Source organism: Microcoleus sp. B3-D7, from assembly GCF_036705305.1.
Classification (GTDB): Bacteria; Cyanobacteriota; Cyanobacteriia; order Cyanobacteriales; family Microcoleaceae; genus Microcoleus.
Genome location: NZ_JAUBUE010000038.1, coordinates 15522 through 37114 on the forward strand (window position 1 = coordinate 15522; position 21593 = coordinate 37114).

Annotated in this window: 19 protein-coding genes and 1 riboswitch; of the genes, 7 read left to right on the forward strand and 12 right to left on the reverse strand. The window is 46.8% G+C overall.

Annotation, left to right across the window (positions count from 1 at the left end; translation table 11 throughout):
• Positions 1 to 56: 56 nt before the first annotated feature.
• Positions 57 to 269, reverse strand: a riboswitch (cyclic di-AMP (ydaO/yuaA leader).
• A gap of 170 nt (positions 270 to 439) precedes the next feature.
• Positions 440 to 1636, forward strand: a complete 1197-nt coding sequence (locus QUB25_RS22005) for a sensor histidine kinase (RefSeq protein ID WP_333186077.1) — start codon at positions 440 to 442, stop codon at positions 1634 to 1636.
• Positions 1637 to 1715: 79 nt separating this feature from the next.
• Here the strand turns inward: QUB25_RS22005 and QUB25_RS22010 are convergent, their stop codons facing one another.
• Entirely contained in the window at positions 1716 to 3053 is a 1338-nt protein-coding gene (locus tag QUB25_RS22010; RefSeq protein ID WP_333186079.1) for an ArsB/NhaD family transporter, read from the reverse strand.
• A gap of 207 nt (positions 3054 to 3260) precedes the next feature.
• Between QUB25_RS22010 and QUB25_RS22015 the strand changes: the two genes are divergently transcribed.
• Both QUB25_RS22015 and bchD read left to right on the forward strand, forming a co-directional pair.
• Complete coding sequence (locus QUB25_RS22015) at positions 3261 to 4544, forward strand: HAMP domain-containing sensor histidine kinase (protein ID WP_333062276.1); 1284 nt, start codon at positions 3261 to 3263, stop codon at positions 4542 to 4544.
• A gap of 34 nt (positions 4545 to 4578) precedes the next feature.
• Positions 4579 to 6696, forward strand: coding sequence for a magnesium chelatase ATPase subunit D (bchD, locus tag QUB25_RS22020; protein ID WP_333186082.1), 2118 nt, complete (start codon positions 4579 to 4581; stop codon positions 6694 to 6696).
• 72 nt (positions 6697 to 6768) lie between these two features.
• Here the strand turns inward: bchD and QUB25_RS22025 are convergent, their stop codons facing one another.
• Positions 6769 to 7098 (reverse strand): PEP-CTERM sorting domain-containing protein, encoded by a 330-nt coding sequence (locus tag QUB25_RS22025; RefSeq protein WP_333062273.1) that lies wholly within the window; start codon positions 7096 to 7098, stop codon positions 6769 to 6771.
• A gap of 544 nt (positions 7099 to 7642) precedes the next feature.
• Here QUB25_RS22025 and QUB25_RS22030 point away from each other — a divergent pair.
• Together QUB25_RS22030 and QUB25_RS22035 are read left to right on the forward strand one after the other, a co-directional pair.
• Complete coding sequence (locus QUB25_RS22030; protein WP_333136856.1) at positions 7643 to 8371, forward strand: Bax inhibitor-1 family protein; 729 nt, start codon at positions 7643 to 7645, stop codon at positions 8369 to 8371.
• 248 nt (positions 8372 to 8619) lie between these two features.
• Positions 8620 to 10203 carry a tetratricopeptide repeat protein gene (locus tag QUB25_RS22035; protein WP_333186086.1) on the forward strand — a complete coding sequence of 528 codons (1584 nt, stop codon included), beginning with the start codon at positions 8620 to 8622 and terminating at the stop codon, positions 10201 to 10203.
• 85 nt (positions 10204 to 10288) lie between these two features.
• On the opposite strand, the gene QUB25_RS22040 is transcribed toward QUB25_RS22035, so the two are convergent.
• Positions 10289 to 11035, reverse strand: coding sequence for a Uma2 family endonuclease (locus tag QUB25_RS22040; RefSeq protein WP_333186089.1), 747 nt, complete (start codon positions 11033 to 11035; stop codon positions 10289 to 10291).
• Positions 11036 to 11239: 204 nt separating this feature from the next.
• Here QUB25_RS22040 and prfB point away from each other — a divergent pair.
• Positions 11240 to 12374, forward strand: a protein-coding gene (gene prfB / locus QUB25_RS22045) for a peptide chain release factor 2 (RefSeq protein ID WP_333186092.1) whose coding sequence is annotated in 2 segments (ribosomal slippage) — positions 11240 to 11311 and positions 11313 to 12374 — 1134 coding nt in all. Because the reading frame shifts where the segments join, the coding sequence is not laid out codon by codon here.
• A 173-nt stretch (positions 12375 to 12547) separates the two neighbouring features.
• Positions 12548 to 12742 carry a 30S ribosomal protein S21 gene (rpsU, locus tag QUB25_RS22050; protein ID WP_006632476.1) on the forward strand — a complete coding sequence of 65 codons (195 nt, stop codon included), beginning with the start codon at positions 12548 to 12550 and terminating at the stop codon, positions 12740 to 12742.
• An 11-nt stretch (positions 12743 to 12753) separates the two neighbouring features.
• Here rpsU and QUB25_RS22055 read toward each other — a convergent pair whose 3' ends face one another.
• The 9 genes from QUB25_RS22055 to opcA form a co-directional block, all read right to left on the reverse strand.
• Positions 12754 to 14217, reverse strand: coding sequence for an AtzE family amidohydrolase (locus tag QUB25_RS22055; RefSeq protein ID WP_333186095.1), 1464 nt, complete (start codon positions 14215 to 14217; stop codon positions 12754 to 12756).
• Positions 14218 to 14241: 24 nt separating this feature from the next.
• Positions 14242 to 14418, reverse strand: coding sequence for a DUF4089 domain-containing protein (locus tag QUB25_RS22060; RefSeq protein ID WP_333186097.1), 177 nt, complete (start codon positions 14416 to 14418; stop codon positions 14242 to 14244).
• A 120-nt stretch (positions 14419 to 14538) separates the two neighbouring features.
• Entirely contained in the window at positions 14539 to 15048 is a 510-nt protein-coding gene (locus QUB25_RS22065; protein WP_333186101.1) for a KGK domain-containing protein, read from the reverse strand.
• Between the two features lie 149 nt (positions 15049 to 15197).
• Complete coding sequence (locus tag QUB25_RS22070; protein ID WP_333186103.1) at positions 15198 to 15650, reverse strand: hypothetical protein; 453 nt, start codon at positions 15648 to 15650, stop codon at positions 15198 to 15200.
• 11 nt (positions 15651 to 15661) lie between these two features.
• Positions 15662 to 15970 (reverse strand): hypothetical protein, encoded by a 309-nt coding sequence (locus QUB25_RS22075; RefSeq protein ID WP_333186104.1) that lies wholly within the window; start codon positions 15968 to 15970, stop codon positions 15662 to 15664.
• A gap of 26 nt (positions 15971 to 15996) precedes the next feature.
• A complete protein-coding gene (gene codA / locus QUB25_RS22080) occupies positions 15997 to 17259 on the reverse strand; it encodes a cytosine deaminase (RefSeq protein ID WP_333186106.1) in 1263 nt (420 codons plus the stop codon).
• A 212-nt stretch (positions 17260 to 17471) separates the two neighbouring features.
• Entirely contained in the window at positions 17472 to 17963 is a 492-nt protein-coding gene (locus tag QUB25_RS22085) for an ureidoglycolate lyase (protein ID WP_333186109.1), read from the reverse strand.
• A 232-nt stretch (positions 17964 to 18195) separates the two neighbouring features.
• Positions 18196 to 19740, reverse strand: a complete 1545-nt coding sequence (locus tag QUB25_RS22090) for a cobyrinate a,c-diamide synthase (RefSeq protein ID WP_333186112.1) — start codon at positions 19738 to 19740, stop codon at positions 18196 to 18198.
• A gap of 388 nt (positions 19741 to 20128) precedes the next feature.
• The gene (gene opcA / locus QUB25_RS22095; protein WP_333186115.1) at positions 20129 to 21493 is read right to left on the reverse strand and encodes a glucose-6-phosphate dehydrogenase assembly protein OpcA; all 1365 of its coding nucleotides are present in this window, start codon (positions 21491 to 21493) and stop codon (positions 20129 to 20131) included.
• Between the last annotated feature and the right edge of the window lie 100 nt (positions 21494 to 21593).

Below are 21593 nucleotides of genomic sequence, written 5' to 3' on the forward strand. Positions count from 1 at the left end.
AATATCAACCTGAGACACTGACGAAGGCAAACAATCTTTTTCAGAACTTTGGCTTTTCAGTCTCTTCTCAATGCCTGCGAAGTTAGCTGACAGGCTAGGACTGAGAGATGTCCTTCTCCTTAGATTTCAAAATCCAAAATTACACTCAAATTTGGCAATTTTTAACTTTGCTTTTTAATTCTGTAGAAATTAGCCCCCAAAATTGGTTCCTCCGCTCCAGCCACACGCTTGGTTCGATCGCGCATTGCTGGATTAGGCTTGACGTTTTAAGCCAATTTAACTTAAGCTCGCACGAGCGTATTATATTGTCAATAGGTCTTTAGGAGTAGCTATTAGCGATCGGCGAAGCCCAAAAGTTGACAAACTATTCAAAAAGTTAATTATTAAACTAGCTTAGAGAGATAAAATGCGATCGCCCACTTATTTCTCTACTTGAGCCATGAGAGACTTTAGCCTCGCGCTGCAAGATCGAATCGACATAATTATACAAAACTGGATCGAAGCTGTACGATCCGACGATCAACTCGAAACCGCTAAAGAACTCACCTACAATGGCGTGCGCGACAGCGTTCCAATGGTACTGCAAGCGATCGTAACTATGCTTTCCCAATCCCAAGAGAGCGACATTCGCACACTCGTAGAAAAAAGTTTAGAACACGGAACTCTCAGGGCAAAACAAGGCTACGACGCCGAGGAAATTGCGCGAGAATACCGCTTGCTGCGCTGGGTAACTTTCGAGGCTTTAGAGCCAGAATTGTTAAAAGCCTCTGCAGCAGAAGTCAGCAGAGCTTACCGGTTAATTGACACGGCGCTCGACGAAGTAATTGCTAAATGTTTCCAAACCTTTACCCAAGAAAGATTCCAAGAACTCAAGGATTTGCAAAACCAATTGCAACTTACAAATCAAGAACTGACTCGCTTAGTTCGCGCCAATCAAGAGAACTTATCTCACTTAGCTCACGAATTAAAAACGCCCCTCACCTCTATTATCGGCTACTCAGATTTGTTTTTGCGCCAGCAACAAAACTATTCCGAAATTAAAGGTTCTGTTCCCAATATAGGGCATATTGATAGAGTCCTCAACAGTGGCCGGCTGTTGCTGAGATTGATCAACGATACTCTGGAAATTTCGCGGTACGAAGCCGGACAAATAAAGTTACAGCTAGCTCCAATCAGACTGCCAGATGTACTCGCCACGGTGGTTGAAATAATCGAGCCTTTAGCGAAAGCCAAAGGTTTAGAGATAGCTGTGGAGTGCCATCTCTCAGACGATCAAGTGGTGACAGATTGCTTGCGCTTGCAGCAAATTATCACAAACTTAACCAGCAACGCCATTCGCTACACCACAGCCGGTACTGTTACAATAAAAAGCGAACTTTTGCCAGATAAATATTGGACAGTAACGGTCTCAGATACAGGAATTGGTATTGCTCCTGAAGACTGCGAGCGGATTTTTCAACCCTACTTTCGAGCCGACAACTCCCTGAGCTCTGGCATTCCTGACAGTACCGGCTTAGGGCTAGCAATTGTCGCTCGATTAGTCAAGCTCTTGCAAGGTAAAATCGAATTAGTTTCTCAAGTAGGAGTTGGCTCCTCCTTCACTGTAATTTTTCCCTTAGAATTGGATGGAGTTTAGATTACTGTTGACTGTTGACTGTTGGCTGTTGACTGTTGACTGCCAACTGCCAACTGCCAACTGCCAACTAATGACTTCTTCAAATCAGAAACCGAAGAGTTACATAAACAGCCGCAGTTATTAATTGCACCGCCATCACAGGCAGCCCGTAACGCAGAAAAGTTTGAAAAGAAATCCGGCGCCCGTGCAGTTCAGAAATTCCCGCCGCCACTATATTAGAAGAAGCTCCTACCAAAGTGCCGTTTCCGCCTAAAGTTGCTCCGTACATCATCGCATAAAAAAGTGGCAGCACAGCAGGTGGAAACTGCCCTGCAAAATCCGGAGCCAGCACCTCTGCAGGTGCGAGCCCGGTATTGACAACATACTGTTTTAGCAGTGGCACCATCGCCACTACCAACGGAATATTTGGCACCACGCTCGACATCAAACCCACAAAAAATAACAAAACTAAAGAACCCAGAAAAATATTCTTACCTAAAATCACTGCTAATATTCCAGATATACTGGCGATAACTCCGGTTTTTTCCAAACCGCCAATCAGCACAAAGATAGACATAAAAAATAGCAGCGTGCTCCAATCTAAATCCCGCAAAATATTATTAACAGAATCAATTTGGGAATGGTGAGCTAAAAGCATTGCCAAAGCAGCCCCCAACAAAGCAACGGCTGCCGGTGAAATAGGCACGGGCAGCGACTCTCCTATTACAAAAAATGTCAGCACGAAAGCTATAATTACACCGCCCACTGCTAAGACTCGCGGGTGATTAATTGTTGGGCGCGGCAAATGTTCCAAATCGTCTAAGTTCTTGTGCCAAATTTCGCGGAAAAGCCAAGGCAACATAACTACTATCACTGCTAATGCAATTGCCCCGCCCAAACTTAACTTTACCAGGTAATCTGTAAAGCTCATGTTAATAGCATCGCCGACAATGAATGTGGCCGGATCGCCCACGATTGTCAGCAGTCCCGAACTGTTAGCTACAAATACCATTAAAATCAGTAACGGCACAAAATCTACACCGACTTCTTCTGCCATTGGCGGAATTAATGGTGCTAGCAGCATGACTGTCGTGGCATTGGGCAAAACAGAACAAATTGGGGTAGTAATTGCGACAATACCCAGCAAGAGATTTTTGCCTTTGCCTTTAGCCAAAAGCACAATTTGAGTTGCCAAGTATTCAAATACTTTGGTAGGCTCAAATGCTCTCACCATTACCATGACTCCGAAAAATAAGCCCAGCGTGGCGTGACTCCGACCGATATATTCGATCGCGTTGTTTAACGTCATCACGTGGGTAAAAACCAGAATCACCGCTCCCAGAAATGCCGCAACTGTGAGGTGTATCCATTCTGTAATTATTAAGAAAATTACACATATAAATGTTGTTGCAGCAATCACAGCTTGCACGTTTTCCATTTAGTCCCCTGAAAATAATAAAACTTAAAAATTAAAAAGTCTCGGTTCGAGTGAATATACTACTTCCTGGCTCTTCTGTCAATAAATTTAAGTGCTGATTTTGGCAGCAACAAGCTGGGAGCGGCTCATCAAGAACTCTCCGGCACAGGGAAAAAATCACCTCAAAACTACTTCTTTCGGCAGGGTCGCGATCGCCCGAAGTTTGGTATGGCGATCGGGCGATCGCTCAACTACAATGAAGCATGGGCAATCTCTGCCAAACTCAACCCCCACGCAGACATTATGGACTACAGCCAAGTGCTCGCCGAAAAAACCGATATTATCGTCCAGAACTGGATTGAAGCAGTGCGTCAGGATCGGAAAATTGAAAGCGCTGACGCCTTACCGCACTCAGCAATCGAAAATCACATACCTCACCTGCTGGAGGCGATGGCCACAGTGCTTTCCCAATATCAAAACAGCGAAATAAAACTATTAATTGAAGCCAGTTTAGATCACGGATTTCTCAGAGCCGAACAAGGCTACGATGCTGCCGAAGTAGCCCGGGAATACCACTTATTGCGTCAAGTAATATTCTCGCAGTTAGAATCAGAATTGCTAGCAGGAACCACCGCCGACGTATTCAGAGCTTTTAGGCTGATAGATGCCGTAGTAGACGAAGCAATTGCCCAGTGTTTCAACAGCTACGTTGCTCAGAGGCTGCAGGAACTTCAACAAATCCAAACTCAGTTACAACTCACCAATCAAGAACTCTCTCGCCTGGTCAGCGTCCATCAAGAAAACGTCTACCATTTGGCTCACGAACTTAAAACTCCTCTCAACTCAATTATTGGTTATTCCGAACTATTTCTGCGAAAAGAAAAATGGCAATCTGAAGTCAAAGATACTCTCCCCGGCATCGAACACATCGAGCGAGTATTGCGTAACGGCAGACACTTGCTTCGCATGATTAATGACACACTAGAAATTTCTCGCGCCGAGGCCGGAAAAATTAAACTTAACCTGCGGCCCACTAATGTACAATCTGTAATTAACACCGTAGTAGAAATGATGCAGCCAATTGCTGATGCTAAAGGATTAAAGCTCACTGTTACCAGCGACTGCGCCCCAAGACAAGTAATCGCTGACGCACAGCGGCTGCAACAAATTCTGACCAACCTGGTGAGCAATGCCATTCGCTATACAGAATCTGGTAGCATCGAATTAAGTTGCCACCCTGCTGGAGACGGAAAGTGGGCGATCGCAATTACAGATACCGGGATTGGCATTGCCCCCGAAGATACAAAGCGCATCTTTGACCCCTTCTTTCAAGCAGGAGAAGCCGGCAAACAGCTCTTTCCCACCGAAAGCACTGGTCTGGGATTAGCAATAGTATCGCGGCTCGTCACGCTGCTGCAAGGCAAAATCGAGTTAGTATCACAAATAGGAGTCGGCTCAACTTTTACCGTGATTCTGCCGCAAGAAGTTAAAATACTCCAAGAAGTAAGCTAAACATTAAGTTCAAATTTTTACATCCGAAAATCCTATGCCCGCAGCCAACCTTAGCCCTTCCACCACAGCCTTTCCCCTCACCGCCGTAGTCGGGCAAGAAGCAATCAAATTAGCCCTGCTGTTAGCAGCAGTAGATCCCGGATTGGGAGGAGTTGCGATCGCAGGCCGCCGCGGGACAGCAAAATCAGTAATGGCCCGCGCCTTGCACTCATTACTGCCACCCATTGAAATTGTTAGAGATTCTTTTTGCAACGCCGAACCTAATGAAATTGTTGCAGAACAAGCATCAGGCTTGTTACCAGAAAATGGGGGGCAAGATACCCACACCACCGATACTAATTCCTTAACTACTGAAATAATTCCCACACCATTCATTCAAATTCCTTTGGGTGTCACCGAAGACAGACTATTAGGTTCAGTCGATGTCGAACAATCAGTAAAATTCGGTCAAACCGTATTTCAACCCGGACTCTTAGCCCAAGCAAATCGAGGGGTACTTTATGTAGACGAAATTAACCTCCTCGATGACAACATTTCCAACCAATTGCTAACAGTATTAACCGAAGGGCGCAACCAAATAGAGCGCGAAGGCATTAGCTTCCAACACCCCTGCAAACCTCTATTTATCGCCACCTACAACCCCGAAGAAGGGCCGCTGAGAGAACATTTGCTCGATCGCATCGCGATCGTACTTTCAGCCGACGCAGCACTCGAAATAGAAGAAAGAGTCTATGCAGTAGAAAAAGCTTTATCCTACTCCAGCTCCCCCCAAGAATTTTTAAATCAATACAGCGAAGACACCGACAACCTCAAAACCCAAATCATCCTAGCCAGAGAATGGCTCAAAGATGTCAGCATTAAACGCGAACAAATTGCCTACCTAGTAGAAGAAGCCATCCGGGGTGGCGTTCAAGGACACCGCGCCGAAATATTCGCAGTCCGCGTCGCCAAAGCCGCCGCCGCCATGGAGGGACGCACAGAAGTTAACGCCGAAGACCTGCGCCGCGCCGTAGAATTAGTCATCGTACCCCGCGCCACCATCATCCAAACTCCCCCAGACGACGAAAACTCTCCTCCTCCTCCCCCCCCACCGCCTCCCCAAAAGCAGTCAGAACAAGAACAAGACGAACCAGAAAACGAGCAAGAAGACGAAGAAGACCAAGAGGATGAAGACAACCCGGAACCTGAAGAAGAACCAGAAAAAGATACCATTCCCGAAGAATTTCTCTTCGACCCCGAAGGCGTAATTCTCGACCCCAGCGTGCTTTTCTTCGCCCAAGCCGCCAGCCGCCAAGGCAAATCGGGCAGCCGCAGCACCATTTTCTCGGAAGATAGAGGCCGTTACGTCAAGCCGGTATTGCCCAAAGGCCCCGTCCGCCGCATCGCCGTTGACGCCACCCTCAGAGCCGCCGCACCCTACCAAAAAGCCCGCCGCGACAGGAATTCTAACGCCCCCCAACCCCCCCTTAGCAAGGGGGGGCAAGAGGGGGTTCAGCGCCGTGTATTTGTGGAGCAGGGAGACATTCGGGCGAAGCGCTTGGCCAGAAAAGCTGGAGCTTTAGTCGTATTTGTCGTCGATGCTTCGGGTTCGATGGCCCTCAACCGGATGCAGTCGGCCAAAGGTGCAGTCATGCAGCTACTCACAGAAGCTTATCAAAGCCGCGACCAAGTTGCTCTCATTCCCTTTCGGGGGGAACAAGCAGAAGTGCTGCTACCGCCGACTCGCTCAATAGCCTTGGCCCGCAAGCGTTTGGAGCGGTTGCCCTGCGGAGGCGGTTCCCCCCTGGCCCACGGTTTGACTCAAGCAGTGCGGGTGGGAGTCAACGCGCGGCAGTCTGGAGATATCGGTCAAGTTGCGATTGTCGCCATTACTGACGGACGCGGCAATATTCCTTTGGCTCGTTCTTTGGGCGAACCGATTGTAGATGGAGAAAAGCCTGATATTAAGCAGGAATTGTTAGAAATTGCTGCCAAAATTCGTGGGTTGGGAATGCAGTTGCTGGTGATTGATACCGAGAGCAAGTTTATTTCGACTGGCTTTGCGAAGGAATTGGCCAAGACTTCTGGAGGGAAATACTATCACTTGCCCAAAGCTACCGAACAGTCGATCGCAGCTATGACTAAAAATGCTCTGCGCGACGCGATCGGCTAAAATCCTGATACCTGGATTTATCTCCGTTTATCTGCGGTTAAAAATCCAAAAATTAGACTTTTTGCCAAAAGTCTAATTTTTAACTCTCACTCTCCGGCGAGTCAGCGCCAGCGAACCCGCAACTAAACCCAACCCTACCACCGTCGAAGGCTCAGGAATTCTTACGGGCAGAGGTACGCGGTTTGCCGTCCCCCGGTTGGGGGTTGAAGAAGTTGTACCTTGGGGGAGTTGAGCGATATTATCAGCCAGCAGCAAATGTTCTGAACCCTGCCCTGAAGTAGCGGTAGCAACGGCTCCGACATTAGCTGCAACAGCAGCTTGACCACCGGAAATAACGGCAGCGGCAGCCAATAATATTCCGGCGGTAGGTGGCAATAATTTGCGATCAAAAAAGGTGGGCATTGGACATTACCTCTTTAGCAGTTTGTAGATATAACTCGATCTATTCATTAATTTTATGGGTATCCTCTGTCTGAGCTACCTTAGCAATTAACGGAACCGATTTTAGATTTTAGATTTTAGATTTTAGATTTTAGATTATTGAAGTTTCAGGTCCCTAGTTTGAAATAAGTTGCAAATCAAAAACCTAAAATCCACTGTGGCCCCTGCCTCTAGCATAGACTCCTTAATCCCCAATCGTAAATCCCCAATCCAAAATTGATTTACATTCGCTATCTGCGATTTGATTGACTTTAAGCTCGCCCCTGGCTGCAGATAGCGCCCGCCCTTTAAACTCAATTATAGCTTTGCCACGACGCGCAACAGTGCGAGACAGCGACACGGCACAGACCTGTACGCAGTCGATTATAAACAATCGATCCCTGCTTTGGAGTGATTTCACCCCCATTCTTTATCAAATCTTTAAACTCTTTCAAGTTTTGCAAACACAGTGTAAAGCTGTCAAAATGATAGATAGCAATTCTCAGCCAAAATTAGGTAAATCCTCGTGAGTAACACTAGCAATTTCCGCGAAGCCGTGCGCGAGGCCAAAAACCACGCGCTGGTAGGCCCCAACGTCATCTCCAACGCTCTCCCCTTCGTGGGCGGCGGACTTGTCTTAACTGCTGTCGGCACCTACGGGGGCCTCGGAGTGATCCGCAACTATCCTGGGATCTTCTTTCCCACCTTCATTGCTGCGATCGTCGTAGAATTAATTCTCTTCTTCATCGCCCGCGGCGCCGCCGAACAAGGCAACAAAAACACCGCTTTGCCCCTGCTGGCAACCTACAGCCTGCTTTCCGGCTACACCCTCAGCGGATTGGTATTTACAGCCCTCAGAACCCAAGGCGTCGGCATCTCCGGCATCGCTTTTGCGGCCCTCGGATGCGGCATTACCTTTATCGCCGCCCGCCAAATTGGCTCCAACCTTTCTGAACAAGACGGCATGGCCCTCACCAAAACTATCAGTTTAGGTGTGATTGCTTTGTTAGTCGTCGTTGGCGGTCAGTTTCTGCTCTCTCTATTTGGCATCTACACCCCAACCTGGTTGGAAATTGGCATTTCTGGCATCGGCGTGTTTATATTTGCCGGCGCTGCGATCGTCGATTTTTACATATTACCCCGCAGCTACCGCGACGATCAGTATTTGCCCGCCGCTCTGTCGATGTACTTGACCTACATCAACTTGTTCATTTTCATTCTGCGCCTGCTGATTGCTATCAACAGCCGCGATTAATTGAAACTTTAGCTTAAAAAAAACCGCGGCTCGATCGACATCCGGCCGCGGTTTTTTTTTTATTAAGATTTGGCATCAAGATAGTCGTCATCGCCTCCCCTGTCCCTCATACAAAAAACTTATATCATGTTCACAGCCGACAGGCATAAGGTATAATTTTACTTTTTAATCACTCAATCAAAGCTCTTGTTATCTAATTGTGTCGATCGCGATTTCAGTATTAATCACAAATTAATTGGGGAAAACTCATGTACTTAAAATATGAAGATATTAGGATCGTCAGCGTAGAAATTACCTCCAGGTGCAATGCAGCTTGTCCCCAGTGTCCGCGCACCGACAACCCGATTTTGCCGGGGGCGGAATTAAAGATGGAGGATATTGAGAGAATTTTCCCACAAGAGTTTTGCTCTCAGTTGGATTTGGTGTATATGTGCGGCAACTACGGCGATGCTATGACTAGCAATACCACAATTCCTGCGATAGAATATTTGCACCGCATGGGAGTTCCTCATATCAGCCTGTACACCAACGGTAGCGGACGCAATCCCGACTGGTGGCAAGCCCTGGCACAGGCGATGACAGGAGAACACGATCGCGTAATTTTTAGTATCGACGGGTTGGCCGATACTAACAGCATCTACCGCCAAAATACCAACTGGGACAGGATAATGCAGTCGGTTAATGCCTTTATCCAAGCTGGCGGAAAAGCTGTATGGCATTACTTGATATTTGAACACAACCAGCACCAAGTAGAAGCAGCGCGGGATTTAGCCCAACAATTAGGATTTGTCGAGTTTGTACCGAAAGCTACCTCTCGTTTTGTGGCGAAAGAGATTTATGACAAAGAGTCCGCAAATCAACAGCCTCAGAAGGCAGAAAACTCTCAGGTAGAGGCTAAGAGCGATCGCCCCAACCAACCAGCAACAACTAATGCGTCAGCCCCTCAAAATCAAACACAGACGGCTGTTGGGTTGCACCAACAAGCTGAGCACTGTTTGAAACAAGGACAGCTCTCAGAGGCGATCGCAGCCAGCCAACAAGCCCTAAAAATTGAACCTAATTTTGCAGCAGCCTGGAAAACTTTGGGCAATGCTGTTCAAGGTTTAGGGAAGATGCAAGCAGCAGCAGACTGTTATGCCAAAGCCCTCAAAATTCAGCCTAATTTTCCAGAAGTTTATGCTAATGTCGGCAGTCTTTATGCTCAACAGCAACAGTGGCAGCCAGCTAGTGCTTATTACCAAAAGGCGATCGAGCTTAAACCCAATTTTGCCGGAGCTTATCGCAATTTAGCTCAAGTGTTGATGCAGTTGGGGCAACCAGAAAAAGCAAATTATGCTTGGTATCAAGCTATAGCTATCGAAACCTCTCAAGCACCCGCTCAAACTCAGCCCGTCCCATCAAAACCAGCCAGCGAAGAACTGCAACCCCCATCATTGGAACAATATAAAAACCCCCAGGGAGACCAATTTATCCAAGCTGTAGAAAAATTTGGCAGCCTAAATAATTACTACCGAAATGTAGAAATTAGCTGCCAAACTCAAGCCAGCAAAGAGATTTTCATCAGTTTTGAAGCGGAACTCTGGCCTTGCTGTTGGGTAAGCCATACTAAATACGCTGTTTACAACCACACTTACAGACCGCAAATGCTGGCTTTAATTGAAAAGTACGGAAATGGCTTTAATTCTCTCAGAACTCAATCGGTGAAAGATGCGATCGCAAAAGATTGGTTTCGCGAAAACCTCACAAAAAGTTTTTCCTGTTCTAAAAGGTTGGACGTATGCGCTCACGAATGCGGTAAAACTTTCAATTCAACAGGTTCGCAGTATATATAAGAAGTCTGTTGACTGTTGACTGTTGACTGTTGACTGTTGTCACAAGATAGAAGGAAGAATGCGGTGAAGCCGATCGAATTTCACGTCACGATTCAGGCAGGTTATCGGGATCGATCCCTTGCGATCGCAAATACTCAGCTAAACGTTCGGCTCGTTGCTGTTGAACCTCAGCTCGCTGTCGTTCAACCCTCAACTCTTCGCGCATCTGCCCCGCCGCTGCATCCGGCAGGGGATAGACATTTCCTGACTCGTCGTACCAAACCAGAATTTCTTGCTCGATGCCCCCAATAACTTGCTGAGATCGCCCTATACCCAGTCCGACTTCTGGCATCCAATAGGGTTCGCCAATCTGCTGCCGGTACTGCCCGTCAATCAGCTTGTACACTTCAAACGGTTGATGCCGATCGCGCCGCCAAAATTCGGGGTTGTAAATAATGTAGTACAAAACCCCTAACCCGGCATAAATCGACATTTTATCGTCGTACTCTCCACCGGGTTTGTGAGACACCATTTCCAATGCTAAGATCGGCACAACCTCGTTTTCTTCCCAGACAGCATAGCTGCGGCGAGATTTGCCTCCTTTTCGGCGCTCCACCCCCAAACTGAGAAACCCGTCGGGGACGACAGGCACTTTGGGACTGATTCCCGTCGTGTGATACACCGCCATATCCACCCCAAAGTACCAATCCATGCGATCGGACCAAATACCGGTCAGGACAAACAACAATAGGTTGGGTAGCAGATTCTGGTCTTCGTTATCCACAGGAGTATCGTCCGAACAGGGCAGGTCTTCGGTGGACGGCAAGCTTAATTTTAGTTCTGGGGAAATCATGGCAGTTAACTCCCATCGAGATCGTTAACCTGATTTTAAATTATAGCAACTTTTTTTGAAGTTTAAATTTTTAATGCGGTAAAGTTTTTAATTCAACGGGTTCGCACTATATCTAATCAGGAAGAAGCAATAACATTTTGTTTGTTGAAATATCCCAATTTCAGCTAAACTTAAAAATACACCCCACAACTAGGAGAACTCACAGTGGAAGTTCTAGACATCAAACACAATATCGAAACATTGTCCGATCGACTGGGTACAACCCAGGACTATCTTTGACATCCCCGCACTTACAGCCAAAATTCAAGACTTAGAGCAAATCTGCGCCCAACCAGCATTTTGGGACGACCAAGATCGAGCTCAAGAAACCCTGCAAGAACTTAATGACTTCAAATCTCATTTAGAACAATATCGCGGCTGGCAAACGAGCTTGGAAGATGCTAAAGCTATTTTAGAACTGCTGGAGTTAGAAGCCGACGAGTCCCTGTTCCAAGAAGCCTCATCGAGTCTTTCTCAGTTAACCCGCGAACTCGACCAGTGGGAACTGCAACAATTATTATCGGGGCCTTACGACCAAAGCGGCGCTGTTTTGACAATTAACGCCGGCGCCGGCGGCACAGATGCTCAAGATTGGGCCGAAATGCTGCTGCGGATGTACACCCGCTGGGGGGAAAGTCAAGGTTACAAAGTACATTTAATGGAAATTTCCGAGGGAGAGGAAGCAGGTATTAAATCTGCTTCTTTGGAAATTGTCGGCCGCTACGCTTACGGTTATATGAGGTCGGAAAAAGGCACTCACCGTTTGGTCAGAATTTCGCCTTTTAACGCTAACGACAAGCGTCAAACCAGTTTTGCGGGCGTTGAAGTGATGCCAATTCTCGATCGATCCGTCAAGTTGGACATTCCCGAAAAAGATTTGGAAATCACGACTTCCCGCGCGGGCGGCAAGGGCGGGCAAAACGTTAACAAGGTAGAAACCGCAGTCCGCATCGTTCACCTTCCTACTGGCTTGGCCGTCCGCTGTACAGAGGAACGCAGTCAGTTGCAAAACAAGGAAAAAGCTTTGGCATTACTCAAGGCTAGGCTGTTGGTGATTGCTAAGGAACAGCGGGCTTCGGAAATTGCCGAGATTCGCGGCGATATGGTGGAGGCGGCTTGGGGCAACCAAATTCGCAATTATGTTTTTCACCCATACCAAATGGTGAAGGATTTGCGTACTGGGGTGGAAACAACCGCCATCGCAGATGTAATGAACGGCGAATTAGACCCGTTTATTCAAGCTTACCTGCGGCAGGAAAATCAGTTGATAGCCCAAACCGATGGAACCGCGCGAATATAATTTGCGCCTTGACATACGAAGTCGGCCTGCGCCGACTAAAGAATCAAGAGCGGTGATGGCAGCGGATTTGCTATAATTTTGGGGTTTTGGCCGATCGCCCGACCTTCAACAGGTCGCGCGGCCAAAAACCTTGATATGATAAAACTTGATCTGACAAACACTAAGGAGAAATAATGACCCAAGTTGTAATAGGCGAAAATGAAGGGATTGAGTCAGCCCTGCGACGGTTTAAGCGACAAGTTTCTAAAGCGGGTATTTTCCCCGACATGAGAAAGCACCGCCACTTTGAAACTCCGTTGGAAAAGCAGAAGCGCAAAGCTATTGCCAGAAGGACTAAGAGACGCTTTCACCGCAATAACAAGCCCTAGAATTATTAGCACTAAATTGATTCGGCAGATATAATGCCTTGCGATTCTAGTACCGCAGCGACTCGGAGAATCACCGCTTCGCTGTAGGGAGCACCAATAATTTGTACGCCCAAGGGCAAAGCGCCGGGCCGCTGTACGGGCACGCAAAGAACGGGCAAGCCAATAAATGATAGGGGTTGGGTGAACAGTCCGAGATTGGGACGCACTAAGATTTCTTGTCCGGCTATTACCATTTTCTCGACGCCAATTTCAGGGGCAGCTATGGGGGTTGCGGGTGCGAGGATGATGTCTGCGTGTTGGAATATTTCGCGAATTCGATCGCGGTACCACTGTCTGAACCTCTGGGCTTGCAAGTACCAAGTCGCAGGGATCAGGGTTCCCGCTAAAAAGCGATCGCGCGTGGCAGGATCGAAGTCTTGAGGGCGCGATCGCAAATTGTCCAAATGCAAGTTTCCCCCCTCGCAGGCGGTAATGATAAACGCCGCAGCCCTGGCGCGATCGGATTCCGGTATGCTGACAGTTGCAAGCCCCCCTATTTTTGGGGGGTTTGTTGTTTTTTCTGTGCTTATACCACAATCTAAGAGATTTGTCAAGGCTTTAGCCACTATTTCTACAGCATCCATTGCTTCCGGTTCGGCCCCTGTGGCGAAATAGCCGTCAGCAACAGCAATTCGCAATCCTTCGATACCTTTATTTAATTGCGGCGAACAAAGTTCAGGCGGGCGTTGAGTGCAAACTGGGTCACGAGAATCAGGGCCTTGCAGGATATCGTACAGCAGCGCCATATCTCTGATCGATCGCCCAAACGGCCCTACACAATCCAAACTACTCGAAAATAAATAAGCGCCAGCCCTCGACAAACGGCCGTAAGTAGGCTTAAAGCCAAAGACACCGCACAAAGCAGCCGGTACGCGGATGGAACCGTTAGTATCAGAACCGAGAGTGAAGGGTACAAAACCGACGGCGACTGATGCTGCGGAACCGCCGCTGGAACCGCCGGCGATGCGGGTAGTATCGCGGGGATTGCGAGTCGGCCCGTAGTGGCTGTTTTCTGTGACGAAACCGTAGGCGTACTCGTCCATGTTGAGAGTACCTACGAGGACAGCCCCGGCTTGTTTGAGTCTAGCGACCACAGCCGCGTCCTGGGTAGCCGGAGGATTGTCAGCGTTGATTTTTGACCCTGCTAGAGTAGTAATTCCGCCGATGTCGAACAGGTTTTTGACTGCGAAGGGAACGCCTGCTAAAGGGCCTGGGTTTTCGTTATGTGCGATCGAATTATCTATTTTTTCGGCTGCTGCGAGTGCGCTTGATGCAGTGATTGCAGTAAAGCAATTAAAAGCTTTATCCTTAACAGCAATCCGTTCCAAAGCAGCATTTACCGCCACTGTAGCCGTAACCTTACCCGATTTAACCGCCGCTGCCGTAGCAACCGCATCAGCCTTATCTAAAAAACATCTGCGTTCATCTGCGTTCATCTGCCCTCATCTGCGGTTAAAAATCTAAGGTTCAAACACCGGCGCGGCTTCTACTTCTGGGGGTAAAGGAAACTCAGTAACGAGTCGGGCGATCGCAGCTATCCTCTCGAAGTTTACCACAACACCCGGCCGATGTTCCGGGTCTAACGGCAAGTTTATCAGTTCAGCGGTGCGATCGACATATTCTTCTACATTTACCATCAGTCCCTCCCAAAAAAACATCAGCGTTCATCCGCGTACATCCGCCCCCATCTGCGGTTTAAAATCTAAGATTCAGATATAAGTGCGATCGATTATTGTATCGTAATCGCGATCGGGCAGTCAGTTATTATTGCTCAGTTTTTTGTATTCCTCGGATTGTCTGATATCATCTAAAGGTGATATAGCTTCATTTGGTATATCGGGACTGAATTCTATACATATATCAAGAACAGCTTTATTATACTTTTTATAATCATCATTTTCGTAATATGAATTTACGACTTTTGCCTGCATTCTCAATTTTCCTTCCTGCCATCCTCCAGAACCCACTTTGAGAAGTTTACAATTTACTGCTTTTATACATTTCCATTGAATCTCACTGCAGATAAAACCTCCAGAATCAAATGAGATAGTGCTTAAGTCGGATTTAATATCTATACGTTCTTGAGAACGACCGCCATTATAACTATGTTTTTCGTAATAACTTCTTAAAAACTTTTCCTGAAATTGTTGACTCATTAAAACCTTGAATTTGCCCACTGTAAATGTATTATTGTTATCGAATAACAAAACATCATCATCGCGGTCTAGTGGTTGAAATTTATCACTCATAAAATTAGAGCCTGTCATGTATCTTTAAATATCAGGCGTGTAGAAGCAGGAGTTACAAATGTTCTCGTGGCCGTCTCCACCTACGAATACAACTATCTTTACCTTTTTTATGTCTGCTTGCTTAGCAGATTTTATGAACTTACTCCGCTTCGCTATTTGTCTTTAACTCAAACACTGACACTTTCCCGCAACTTCTCAACGGCAACATCCAGCGGAGGCAAAGTAAAATCCTCAGCATCCATCAATTCTTTAACCTTCTCAAAAATCTCAACCTCCGCCTCTTCCTGATCCGTTAGCTTATCATAAAAATAAGGGTCAGTCAACCACTGCTCAAAGGCTATCATTAACAAACCATTGGGCGAAACTTCAAACCGCCAATACTTAGAAACCCTACTGTCAACCACTTCAAACAGCGGTGCCGGATTATGGATAGGATAATAGCTGTAATTATCATTGCAGATGTAGTACCAAATAGTGCCTTTCCATTCTCGGATAGCATAAACAACATATTCCTTGCCTATAGTTAGTGGCAACTCAACTTTTCTAGTATAACCGCGTGGCGGATCTATATATGTTTCAGGCAGAGATTCACCCGTATTAGCAATACAACGAATTTTCATAACTTGATTACCTACAGATTTTTAGGGGCTGTTTTGGGATACTGTCGCTTGAACTTAAACTCCACATCTTGAAGAGTCTGACTGTTCCGAAACCAATCGACTTGTACGGAAGCTCCATTAATTTCCAAAGTCTCAATACTTGTCATTTTATCCCAATTTTCAAAATTCCCGCCATAAACAGCAATAAGTCTCGCTGCATCTCCCAACAATCTATCTGTACCGCAATGAATTACTCTGCAATTACCAGCTTTAGCATCTTGCAGGAGCAATTGCTCTAGTAAATTTCTCGGACTCTCATCGGGAATAGCACCTTGATTCACAATTTAACAGCTTCAAATATTGTTTGTCAAATAGGATAGAAACTAATTTTAGGAGGTGCAGTTTCCGCCACCAACTTACCCCGCGAAATCACATACCGAACCGCAGCGCGCCTCCTAATTGCATCGTAACAATCATCAGCATCCAACACAATCAAATTGGCAGGTTTACCCGCATTTATCCCATAATTTTTATCTCCCAGATTGAGAGTTTTAGCACCGTTGACAGTCACCATATTAAAACAAGCTGCAATCTCAGCCATTCCCGTCATCTGACAAACATGAACCGCCATATGAGCGACATCCAACATATTTCCCGTACCTAAACTATACCAAGGATCTTGCACGCAGTCGTGACCAAAACTCACATTCAATCCCTGCTGCCACAACTCCTTAACCCGCGTCACCCCACGGCGTTTGGGATAAGTATCAGCGCGGCCTTGCAGGGTGATATTAATTAAAGGATTGGCAATAAAATTAATTCCCGATTTTGCTAAACTTCCCATCAGCTTAAAAGCATAAGCATTGTTATAAGAACCGAAAGCCGTCGTGTGGCTTGCCGTCACCCGCGAACCAGCCCCGCTTCTAATCGCATAAGCTGCTACAACTTCTAAAAATCTCGACTGTTCATCATCGATTTCATCGCAGTGAACATCTATTAATCTATTGTATTTTTCAGCAAGTTCAAAAATTCGCTCAACCGACTTCACCCCATCTTCTCGCGTCAACTCATAATGCGGAATCCCGCCCACAGCATCCGCACCCATATCCAGAGATTTCTCTAAAAGTTTGTCATTTTCTGGACTTCCGTAAATCCCGTCTTGGGGAAAAGCCACAACTTGCAGAGTCATCCAATCTTTGACTTGTTCTCGAACTTCCAAAAGCCCTTGCAAAGCAGTCAGCGTCGGTTCGCTAACATCAGCGTGACTCCTGACAAACAAAATCCCTTGAGACGCTTGCAGTCTTAAAGTTTCAAAAGCCCGTTTTTTGACATCATCCAGAGTTAAACTTTGCTTTCGTTCCCCCCAAATTTGAATTCCCTCGAACAAAGTGCCGCTTTGATTCCATCGCGGTTCCCCCGCAGTCAAAGCCGAATCTAGATGAATGTGCGACTCCACAAACGGGGGAGAGACTAATTTGCCTCCAACATCAATTTCGGATTCTCCCAATTCGGAAATCTGCGTCGATACGGCGACTATTTTGTCCCCATCAATAGCGATATCCACTGTTTGACTGTCCGCACCTAACAAACGACATTCGCGCAGAACAAAGCTATACTTTTGCTCAGACATAAAGATTGCACCTAAATTTAAAAGTTTTAAACTTGATCCTTCGTAGTTGCGATTCAGCCTAGTAAGACCAAAAGCATTCCCCAATCACTTGCGAACCCCCTCCTTCTCCTCCTCTGCGTCCTCTGCGCCCTCTGCGGTTAAAAAATCTTACTCAAACAACAAACCTCTCACAATAATTACCAAGAAGAAAGCGCAACTACAAATCGCCAACCTCAGACAATCTCAAACTCCAGATTGTGATTTTTCACAAAATCAAAGGTAAAATGGTCAACCACATTAGTATTGCTCAATTCCAGATTGTAAAAATCAACGAAATCCGCATCAAAATACGGCCCAGCGTGCCAAGTCCCCACATCTAACTTAATAAAACAATTGCCCGGAATCCGAAAAGCAGCCATATCCTCTAAACTCGGTTTATAGCTATCTCCAGGAGGCGCAACCGCCATCAACCAATCCTTCCCTTCCAAAGAACCCAAACACTGAGTACATTGAAGGTGTCGCGTAATTTTGCCAAACTTGCGACCTTTCTCGTGCAGCCGCATAATGTAAAATCTAGGAATACCATTTTGCAAATTTAACTGAGCATCCTCAGCATCGAAATACTTGCCATCAATTGCCGCAAAGATAACTTGACCGTAACTCCGAAAATTCTCCGGTGTCACCCATTGTGCAAACAACTGCTTAGTCGAAATTGATTCACTCATAAATCCAAACATCCCTAGCTCGATCCGTCATCAATATTCTAATATAAATAGTAAGACCGCTTTATTTATACTCTAGGCGCAGCCAGGAACAGGCTTTTCGACTTCCCAAAAAACTGAATTGATTTACTGCCAAAGCGCTACAGATATTACCTATCTTCTGCTTCCTCTTCTTTCTCCTCCTACCCTTCGGGAACGGCTTCGCCGAACGTGTCCTTTGCGTCTTCGCGGTTCGTTAAAAAGATATTAATTGAGCTCGATCGCCCAAAACACCCTTACAATCAAAATCAGCACACTGCTGCAAAAAACGAGCCGGAATATCAGGCCGAGCACCCCAATGCAAATGCAAATAAGAAGCGTGTACCTGACAAACTCCCCAACCTTCAGCAACCGCCTCAACTTCCCCTCGCTTCCCATACCTCCAACTGTGATAAACTGGATTACTCGGTTCCACAGTTAAATGCGATCGATGAAACTCATGTCCCCAAACCTGATCGAGAGCAGTTAACACCGAACTATCCCTCACCGCCACAGCTTCTCGGTATCCCAGCGTCAAACGCTTTCCCATGGCAGCAGCAGTTTCCAACACACCCACCCCTGGCAAAGAATTGCCATCGAAGTCTACAATAGAATCGCACAAATACATCAAACCGCCGCACTCCGCATAAGTCGGCATTCCCGAAAAAATCGCACTTTTTACCGCATCCCGAATTAAAACATTACCGCTTAATTCCTGAGCAAAAACTTCGGGAAAACCCCCACCAAAATATAACCCTTGCACATTGTCAGGAAAAGCCGAGTCATCAAGCGGACTCCAAAATATCAACTCCGCACCCAACTCTTCCAACAAATCAAGATTGTCCTGATAGTAAAAATTAAAAGCCCGATCGCGCGCCACTGCAATCCTCACTCCAAATTGTTTTCCCAAAGAGTTGACAACATCATCTTTTTTAGTTACACTTACAGAAGGGAGATTGTGCCTACCCGAAAGTTGCTCAGACCCCTCACCCCCCCCATTTCGAGTTGCAGCCAACAAAGGCAAAAGTTGCTCCCAGTCAAAACTAACAGCAGCCAAATCAGCCAATTTATCGATGGCAGCATGAAGATTCGGCAACTCCTCAGCCGGAATCAGCCCCAAATGTCGATCGGGAATAGTAACAGCCTCATCCCTACGCAAAACGCCCAAAACAGGTAAATTGAGCGGTTTGAGAGCATCTTGAAGCAGTTCCAAATGTCGGTCGCTCGCCACCCGATTGAGTACCCAACCAGCGAATTTAAGGTCAGGGTTAAAAGAACGAAAACCGTGGGCGATCGCAGCCACAGAACCAGAGAGCCTGCTGCAATCTATCACAAACAATACCGGCACATTTAGCAAATAAGCCACATGAGCCGTAGAAGCAAAGGAAAAATCATAATTGCCTTCTTCTTCTCGATAATTAATTCGTGTATCCGTGTCAAAATCCGTGTCGTGGCTTCGTGATTCCTGAGTTTTTCGACTCACTCCATCAAATAAACCCATTACCCCTTCAACTAAGGCATAATCGACATCTTGAATATGACGAGAAAAACACTTTTTTACATAAGATTCAGAGGTTAATATTGCGTCTAAATTCCGACAGGGGCGACCCGTGACAAAAGCATGAAACATCGGATCGATGTAATCCGGGCCTACCTTAAAAGATTGAACATTCAAGCCGCGACGGATTAAATAAGCTAAAAGGGCGATCGTCACAGTCGTCTTTCCCGCACCGCTGCGTTCGCCAGCAATTACTAAAGCCATAGTTCTAGTTAGTTAAAATAAATAATAGATAAGATTGCCCAAGTCGCTTTCCAATTAGGAAATTATCTGCGTTTATCTGTGTTAATCTGCCTTGCATCTGCGGTTTCTGTATCAATCAAAGATTTAGGCAATCTTTCCTCATAAAAATAGACAGTTGATAAAGTTATGAGTATTGCTCTCAAACCGCTCAAATAATAACTATTTAACGAACCGCGAAGACGCTAAGAGCGCGAAGGAAGAAAAGAGAAGAATAAAAGTAGGGCAGACATTGCCTGCCCCACTGAATATTAACTCAATCCGTCTTGCTTATTTTTTTCTCCTTTCTCCTGATTCCATCCATCCGTTACATCCGTTACATCCGGTACACAATCCGTTGCCGAACTTCTTTTTACCGCTTAGCTAACTTCAGCATTTGAGCCGTCACTGCCAAACTTTCTTCGTAAAGCACGTCCCGGCCCCAACTCAGCAAGTGTTGGCCCAGCAACTGTTCCGTCACCTGATCGAACAGAGGACTCACCTGGTTAAACCGATCGGTTTGAGCGCCACCCTTCGTTTCCATCCGCATACAGCCGCCCACTTCCGAACACAGAACCGTACCGCAGTCAGCCTTCTCGTTCGTAGAACTCAAACGCAGAGCAATCAAATCGCCCGGGACATCGCCCGTATCAGCAGTAGGAATAGCAGCCAACTCCGCTTCTACAACCCGTTCGTCCGGCCCCGCGAATTTAATTCGCTTGATTTGGTAATCGCCCTCTTCCTGTTTGAAAGCAACCGGACGCCACTGAAGCCGGCTCGCCAGCCAACCCAAATACATCAGCGCTTGAGTAGAATTGTCCTGTTCGTAATCGATCGTCACCCGATCGATTTCCCGAATCGCAGCGCGACGTTCCGGCGCGTCAAAAGCTTCAGCAGCCAACTCCTGCCACGCGGCCAGCCGGCGCCAATTCAGATCCGCGATCGGAATTCCCTCCTCGATCAGACTGTGCATCAACAGCAATTCAGCTTCAGACTCGGCAAAGCTGCTAGAGTCAACAATCACAGAACTGCTAATTGTCGCCAGCCGCTGGAACAAACCTCGATCGGCATCCGGATTCGCCTTCCACCACAGCAGCGTCGGCAAATCCGGGATCGTCAACGCCGTCACGATGCCGCTCACCCGTTCCAGCGCAGCTTCCGTACCCCGGAGCGTAATATACTCGCAGCAGATCAGATTGCCGGTGGTGCGCTTGTGGACAGGACAATAAGCAGCCACTTGAGCCTGCACGCCCGTATCTTCCCCCGCCGTCGGGCACAGAGCAATAATCCGGCAGGGATTGGCAGCCACGATCGCATCAGCCACCCCCGAACCCCCGGAACCCAAACCACTGGAGCCCATCTCCTCGCCTTTTGAATTTTTATGAGCTACTTCTTCCCGCAAAGTCGCCAGCAATTCAGCGTTAGGTTTGCCAGTTCTCGGCAGCCCGTAAGCTTTTTGAGCCGCCCTGATGCTAGATGCCGTCATCGGCCCGGTAATACCGTCCACTGGCCCGTCGTAAAACCCCAGATCCGCTAATAACCGCTGAGTTTCTTCGGGTTCGTAGACTATAAAAGTAAAAGTTGTTGCCCTACTAGCGATCGGAGAATCGCCCTTTGAACCAGATTCTCTGTAACTTTCCCAAATTTGACTCAATTCGGCCTCTATTTGGTCGATCGACACATCTTTAGGATTTTGCAGCGAAACCAGAGGCGGAGCTTTCATCGGTGTCATCGTCATAAATCTTTTCTCCTTTGTTATTTGTTATTAGTCATTAGTCATTGGTTCTTAGTCATTGGTTTTTAGCTAATCAATAATGGCTAATCCTGACCAATAAACT

Bases quoted from the DNA above. Each gene is read 5' to 3' on its own strand.
- QUB25_RS22005 (WP_333186077.1), top strand. From the start codon at position 440: ATGAGAGACTTTAGCCTCGCGCTGCAAGATCGAATCGACATAATTATA.
- QUB25_RS22010 (WP_333186079.1), bottom strand. From the start codon at position 3,053: ATGGAAAACGTGCAAGCTGTGATTGCTGCAACAACATTTATATGTGTA.
- QUB25_RS22015 (WP_333062276.1), top strand. From the start codon at position 3,261: ATGGCGATCGGGCGATCGCTCAACTACAATGAAGCATGGGCAATCTCT.
- bchD (WP_333186082.1), top strand. From the start codon at position 4,579: ATGCCCGCAGCCAACCTTAGCCCTTCCACCACAGCCTTTCCCCTCACC.
- QUB25_RS22025 (WP_333062273.1), bottom strand. From the start codon at position 7,098: ATGCCCACCTTTTTTGATCGCAAATTATTGCCACCTACCGCCGGAATA.
- QUB25_RS22035 (WP_333186086.1), top strand. From the start codon at position 8,620: ATGTACTTAAAATATGAAGATATTAGGATCGTCAGCGTAGAAATTACC.
- QUB25_RS22040 (WP_333186089.1), bottom strand. From the start codon at position 11,035: ATGATTTCCCCAGAACTAAAATTAAGCTTGCCGTCCACCGAAGACCTG.
- rpsU (WP_006632476.1), top strand. From the start codon at position 12,548: ATGACCCAAGTTGTAATAGGCGAAAATGAAGGGATTGAGTCAGCCCTG.
- QUB25_RS22055 (WP_333186095.1), bottom strand. From the start codon at position 14,217: ATGAACGCAGATGAACGCAGATGTTTTTTAGATAAGGCTGATGCGGTT.
- QUB25_RS22060 (WP_333186097.1), bottom strand. From the start codon at position 14,418: ATGGTAAATGTAGAAGAATATGTCGATCGCACCGCTGAACTGATAAAC.
- QUB25_RS22065 (WP_333186101.1), bottom strand. From the start codon at position 15,048: ATGACAGGCTCTAATTTTATGAGTGATAAATTTCAACCACTAGACCGC.
- QUB25_RS22070 (WP_333186103.1), bottom strand. From the start codon at position 15,650: ATGAAAATTCGTTGTATTGCTAATACGGGTGAATCTCTGCCTGAAACA.
- codA (WP_333186106.1), bottom strand. From the start codon at position 17,259: ATGTCTGAGCAAAAGTATAGCTTTGTTCTGCGCGAATGTCGTTTGTTA.
- QUB25_RS22085 (WP_333186109.1), bottom strand. From the start codon at position 17,963: ATGAGTGAATCAATTTCGACTAAGCAGTTGTTTGCACAATGGGTGACA.
- QUB25_RS22090 (WP_333186112.1), bottom strand. From the start codon at position 19,740: ATGGCTTTAGTAATTGCTGGCGAACGCAGCGGTGCGGGAAAGACGACT.
- opcA (WP_333186115.1), bottom strand. From the start codon at position 21,493: ATGACGATGACACCGATGAAAGCTCCGCCTCTGGTTTCGCTGCAAAAT.